The 4,977-nt window shown below is 74.2% G+C and carries 4 protein-coding genes; 2 read left to right on the top strand and 2 right to left on the bottom strand.

What is annotated here, in order from left to right; translation table 11 throughout:
* Window positions 1–85: 85 nt before the first annotated feature.
* On the bottom strand, window positions 86–1,516 hold the full coding sequence (locus tag ABZW30_RS46515) for a DHA2 family efflux MFS transporter permease subunit (RefSeq protein WP_355677411.1): 1,431 nt from the start codon (window positions 1,514–1,516) through the stop codon (window positions 86–88).
* Window positions 1,517–1,712: 196 nt separating this feature from the next.
* Here ABZW30_RS46515 and ABZW30_RS46510 point away from each other — a divergent pair, with 196 nt between their 5' ends.
* Complete coding sequence (locus ABZW30_RS46510) at window positions 1,713–2,384, top strand: TetR/AcrR family transcriptional regulator C-terminal domain-containing protein (protein WP_355677410.1); 672 nt, start codon at window positions 1,713–1,715, stop codon at window positions 2,382–2,384.
* A 26-nt stretch (window positions 2,385–2,410) separates the two neighbouring features.
* Here the strand turns inward: ABZW30_RS46510 and ABZW30_RS46505 are convergent, their stop codons facing one another.
* On the bottom strand, window positions 2,411–3,322 hold the full coding sequence (locus ABZW30_RS46505; protein WP_355677409.1) for a LysR family transcriptional regulator: 912 nt from the start codon (window positions 3,320–3,322) through the stop codon (window positions 2,411–2,413).
* Window positions 3,323–3,514: 192 nt separating this feature from the next.
* Between ABZW30_RS46505 and ABZW30_RS46500 the strand changes: the two genes are divergently transcribed.
* The coding region (locus tag ABZW30_RS46500; RefSeq protein WP_355677408.1) for a hypothetical protein at window positions 3,515–4,977 on the top strand (1,463 nt) is incomplete at its 3' end.

Here is a 4,977-nt window from a genome sequence, read left to right as displayed (position 1 = left end):
TGTGGGCCTGGTAGCCGATCTGGATCACCACCAGCTCGGTCAGTCCGCGCGCGTTGAGCAGTACCCCGAGGACGACCGCCGGGGCTCAGCGGGCCGCGTCGCCCACCGGCTCACGCTCGGCCGCCGGTTCGGCGGGAACGCCGACCGTCGGCTCGGGCCGCCCGGGCAGGACCAGGGCCGCGGCCAGCGCGGCGGCCGCCAGGAAGCCGGCCGCCAGCAGGTAACCGAGCGAGTAGCCGTCGGTCGCCGCCGCCCCGGCCTCGACCCCGGCGGCCAGCCGCTGGTCGGTGCGGGCGGTGGCGGCCGTCACCAGTACCGCGAGGCCGATCGCGCCGCCGACCTGCCGGGCCGAGTTGAGCAGCGCCGAGGCCGTCCCGGCCTCCTGCGGCGGGAGCCCGCCGGTGGCGGCCGCGGTGAGCGGGACGAAGGAGAAGCCGATCCCGAGGCCCGCGACCATCGAGGGGGCGAGCACGTCGCCCAGGTACCCGCCGGAGGGGTCCAGCGCCGCCCACCAGGCGAAGCCCGCGGCGCCGAGCAGCCCGGCGGGGACCAGCAGCAGGCGGACCGGTACGCCCCGGCGCATCAGCCGGGTGGAGACCTGGATGGCGACCACCACGCACAGGGTCAGCGGCAGGAAGGCCAGCCCGGCCCGGGCCGCGCTGAACCCGAGCACGGTCTGCAGGTACAGGGTGGAGAAGTAGAACGCGCCGAACTGGCCGCCGACCAGCAGCGCCATGAACAGGTTGGCGCCGAGGACGTTGCGCCGGCGCAGCAGGCCGAGCCGGATCAGCGGATCGGCCATCGGCCCGTACTGCTCCCAGAGGACGAAGCCGAGCAGCAGTACGGCCGAGGCGGCCAGTGTCCCGAGGGTGGCGGCGGAGCCCCAGCCGACCCGCTCGGTGCGCTCCACGCCGAGGATCAGCAGGCCCACGCCCGCGGTGGCGAGCACCGCACCGACCAGGTCGAGCCGGCCGCGGCGGCTGCCGAAGGTCCCGCCGGGCACCCCGCCGAGGGCCAGCACCAGCGCACCGGCCGCCATCGGCAGGTTCACCCACATCACCCAGCGCCAGCCCGCGTACTCGGCGAGCAGTCCGCCGAGCAGCACCCCGGCGCCGCCGCCGACCGCCGAGACGGCGGCGTAGACGCCGAGCGCCCGGGTGCGCTCGCGGCCCTCGCGCTGGGTCAGTGTCAGGACGGCGAGCGCGGCGGGTGCCAGGACGGCCGCGCCGACGCCCTGGACCGCGCGGGCCAGGATCAGCTGGGCCTCGTTCTGCGCCAGTCCGCCGCCGAGTGAGGCGAGCGCGAAGGCGACCGTGCCCCAGGCCAGCACCCGGCGCTGCCCGTAGAGGTCCGCCATCCGCCCACCGAGCAGCAGGAAGCCGCCGAAGCAGAGGGCGTAGACGTTGACCACCCACGGGAGTTGTGAGCGCTCGATGTGCAGCCCCGCCGCCATGCTCGGCAGTGCCACGTTCACGATCGTCATGTCGAGCGTGACCATGAACTGCGCCAGCGCCACCGCGGCGAGCGCTCCTCCCCGGTGATTCCCGGCCTCATTCATCGACCCCGTCGATCCCATCGACCCCTCCCAGAGTTTTTATACGCGTATATCTAACGCGTACGGAAACCATAGCCGGAGGCCTGGGCAACCGCCAGCCGGAAAGGGGAAGGGGCCGTCAGCACCCGCCGCGGCCCGGACAGGAGAAGATGTGGGGATGGAACAGAGCACACCGACCGGTCGCCGCACCGGCCGACCGCCCAAGCTGTCCCGGGAGGCGATCCTCGCCGCGGCCCGGGCGATCCTGGACGAGGAGGGGCCGGAGCAGCTGTCCATGCGGCGGCTGGCCAAGGAACTCTCCAGTACCCCGATGGCGCTCTACCACCACGTCGAGGACAAGGACGAGCTGCTGCTCCTCCTCCTGGAGAGCCACGCCGCGGCCTTCCCCCGGCCCGAGCTGCCCGCCGACCCGCGCGAGCGACTGATCGCCGCCGCCCAGGTGCTGCACGACATCCTGGCCGAGTGCCCGTGGATCGTGGAGGTGCTGGCCTCGGACGACCTGCTCGCCGTCTCGGCGCTGTGGATCGTGGAGAACATCCTGGACGCGGCGGTCGCGTACGGGCTCACCCCCGAACAGGCCGTCCACGTCTACCGGGTGCTCTGGTACTACACGGCCGGCGAACTGACCATCCGGCTCGGCCGCCGGCGCCGCCGCGCCGACCCGTCCGGCCGCCCGTACCGCGCCCAGGCCCTCGCCGCCCTCGACCCGGCGGCCTTCCCCCGGCTCACCGCGCTGGCCGGCAGCTGGGAGGAGCTGACCGCCGCCGACACCCAGCACGAGGGGCTGGTCGCGATCGTGGACGGCCTGCTGGCGACGCTACGTCCCTGAACTGCGTTCACCCGCAGGCCAGTTGGTCAAGCCCCGGCGGCGGCCGCCGCCGCGAGACTGTCCAGCACCGGGCGGATCAGCGGGTGGCCGTCGGCGCCGGCCCGGACGGCGGCGAACACCCGCCGGGTGGCCAGGTCGCTGTCCACCGGGCGGACGGCGACCCAGGAGAGGTCCACGCCGCGCAGCGCGGACCTCGGCACCAGGGCGACGCCGGAACCCGCCGAGGCGAGCGCGACGACCGCGCGGAAGTCGTCGGAGGAGTGCAGCAACCGGGGCTGGAACCCGGCGTGCTCGCAGGCCAGCAGCACCACGTCGTGGCAGGGGTTGCCCGGGTAGGGGCCGATCCAGGGCTCGTCGGCCAGTGCGGCGACGGCGAGCGGCCCCTCCTCGGCGGCCAGCGGGTGGGCCAGCGGCAGCACCGCCTCGAAGGGCTCGGCGTAGAGCGGGACCCGGGTGAGCCGGGCGTCGTCGGCGCGCGGGGCGCCCCGGTACTCGACGGCCACCGCGAGGTCGGCCCGGTCGTCCAGCACCATCGGCAGGCTGGCATCGCCCTCGGCGTCCAGCACCTTGAGCCGCACGCCCGGCGCCCGCTCGGCGAGCAGGCCGATCGCCGGGGCCAGCACATGGGAGATGCCGGTGGCGAAGGAGGCGACGGTGACCTCGCCCGCGACGCCCGCGCTGTACGCGGCGAGGTCGGCCTCGGCGCGCTCCAGCTGGGCGAGCACCGCGTCGGCGTGACCGAGCAGGATCTCCCCGGCGGCGGTCAGGCGCACACCCCGGCCCTCGCGGGCCAGCAGGTGGTGGCCGGTCTCCTGCTCCAGGGCTGCCAGCTGCTGGGAGACCGCGGAGGGGGTCAGGTAGAGGGCGGCCGCCGCGGCGGTCACGGTGCGGTGGTCCGCCACGGCCCGCAGGGTCCGCAGCCGTCGTGCGTCGATCACACGCCAATTCTGCCAGTGTGGCGCAGTGGTCCGTCCGGGACCGGCTTCGGGCCGCAGTACGACGGGTGGCGTATTTCGGGCCGAGATCGCTGCGCCCCGTTGACCGTCGGGGCTCGGCGGCGCTTGGCTCTTGGACGAGCCGGGCCACGGGGGATTCGAGGGCCCGGCAGTCGACATCAGGGGAGGATGTCCATGACCACCGCACGTTCCCGCCGCTGGCCGGCCCGTACCGGCTGCGTCCTCGCGGCCGCCGTCATCGCCGGTACCGCGATGCCCGCCGCCGAGGCCCGCCCGCTCAACGGCGACACCGCCCGGGTCAGCGAGGGTCCCAAGGGGGAGCAGCTCAACGGCCGCTCGGACGCGCGCGGGCTGAGCGCCGACGGCCGCTTCGCGCTGTTCAGCTCGGCCGCGACAAACCTGCTGCCCGCCGACGGCACTCCGAACGGGTTCGAGATCTACGTCCGGGACCTGCGCAACGGGCACGTCGAGCGAGCCGGCGTCGCCGACGACGGTTCCAAGCTGAACGCCTCCACCGCGGACGCCTCGATCAGCGGTGACGGCCGGTACGTCGCCTTCAGCACCTCCGCCACCAACGTGGTGCCCGGCCGGACGCCGGACGGCCAGAGGAAGCACCCGAGCGACATCTTCGTCCGCGACCTCTGGACCGGCCACACCGAGCTGATCACCACCGGCAACCTCACCACCGGCGTCGACGAGACCAACAGCACGTCCGAGAGCCCCACCCTGAGCGCGGACGGCCGCTACGTCGCCTACGTCTCCAGCCGCAGCGACCTGGCCCCGGTCGGGCGTCCCGCGGGCGCGCACCACGCCAAGGCGAACATCTTCGTCACCGACCGCTGGACCCACACCACCCGGCTGATCACCGCCGGACTCGACGGCAGCCCCGCCGGCGCCAACTCCGACGCCCCGACCATCAGCGAGGACGGCGCCACCGTCGGGTTCAGCTCCCTGGCCGGCAATCTCGTCCCGAAGGCCGACCTGCCCCCGGCGCCCCCGCGCGGCCAGCAACGCTTCGATCCGTACTACGTCTGGAAGGCCGACACCGGCAAGATCACCGTCGCCAGCACGGACGCCTCCGGCACCCCGAGCGCCGGCACCGGCGGGGCCCGAATCAGCCCCGACGGCCGCTTCGCCGTCTACGGCGTGCCGGTCTTCATCCCCAGCACGCACGGCTACCGGATGGACCTCTACGCCCGCGAGCTGGAGACCGGCGAGGTCACCCTGGTCAACACCTTCCTGCCCGGCACCACGACCACCGGCGGCTCGTTCCGCCCCGTCATGACCGCCGACGACCGCTGGGTCTACTTCGACTCCGACGCCGACAACCTGGTCCCCGGCGACACCAACAAGAAGACCGACGTGTTCCGCACCGACCTGTGGACCGGGCAGATCGAGCGGGTGAGCGTCGCCGAGGACAGCTCGCAGAGCACGGGCGCCTCCTCCGGCCCGTACGTCGACGCCACCGGCGAGACCGTGGTCTTCACCGCGGACGACGCCAACCTGGTGCCGGGCGCCACCAACACCTTCCAGGACGTGTTCCTGCGCCGCCGCCAGCCCGAGCAGCAGCTCGGGGATCTGGGCGGGCGAGACGCTGACTGCTCCCTGCACGGGGCTCCTTCGCGGTACGGCGGGTG

The sequence above is a fragment of the Kitasatospora sp. NPDC004669 genome (assembly GCF_040609455.1).
GTDB lineage: Bacteria > Actinomycetota > Actinomycetes > Streptomycetales > Streptomycetaceae > Kitasatospora.
Note: the sequence above shows the minus strand (reverse complement) of the source record. Positions and strands in the feature narration are given on the sequence as shown.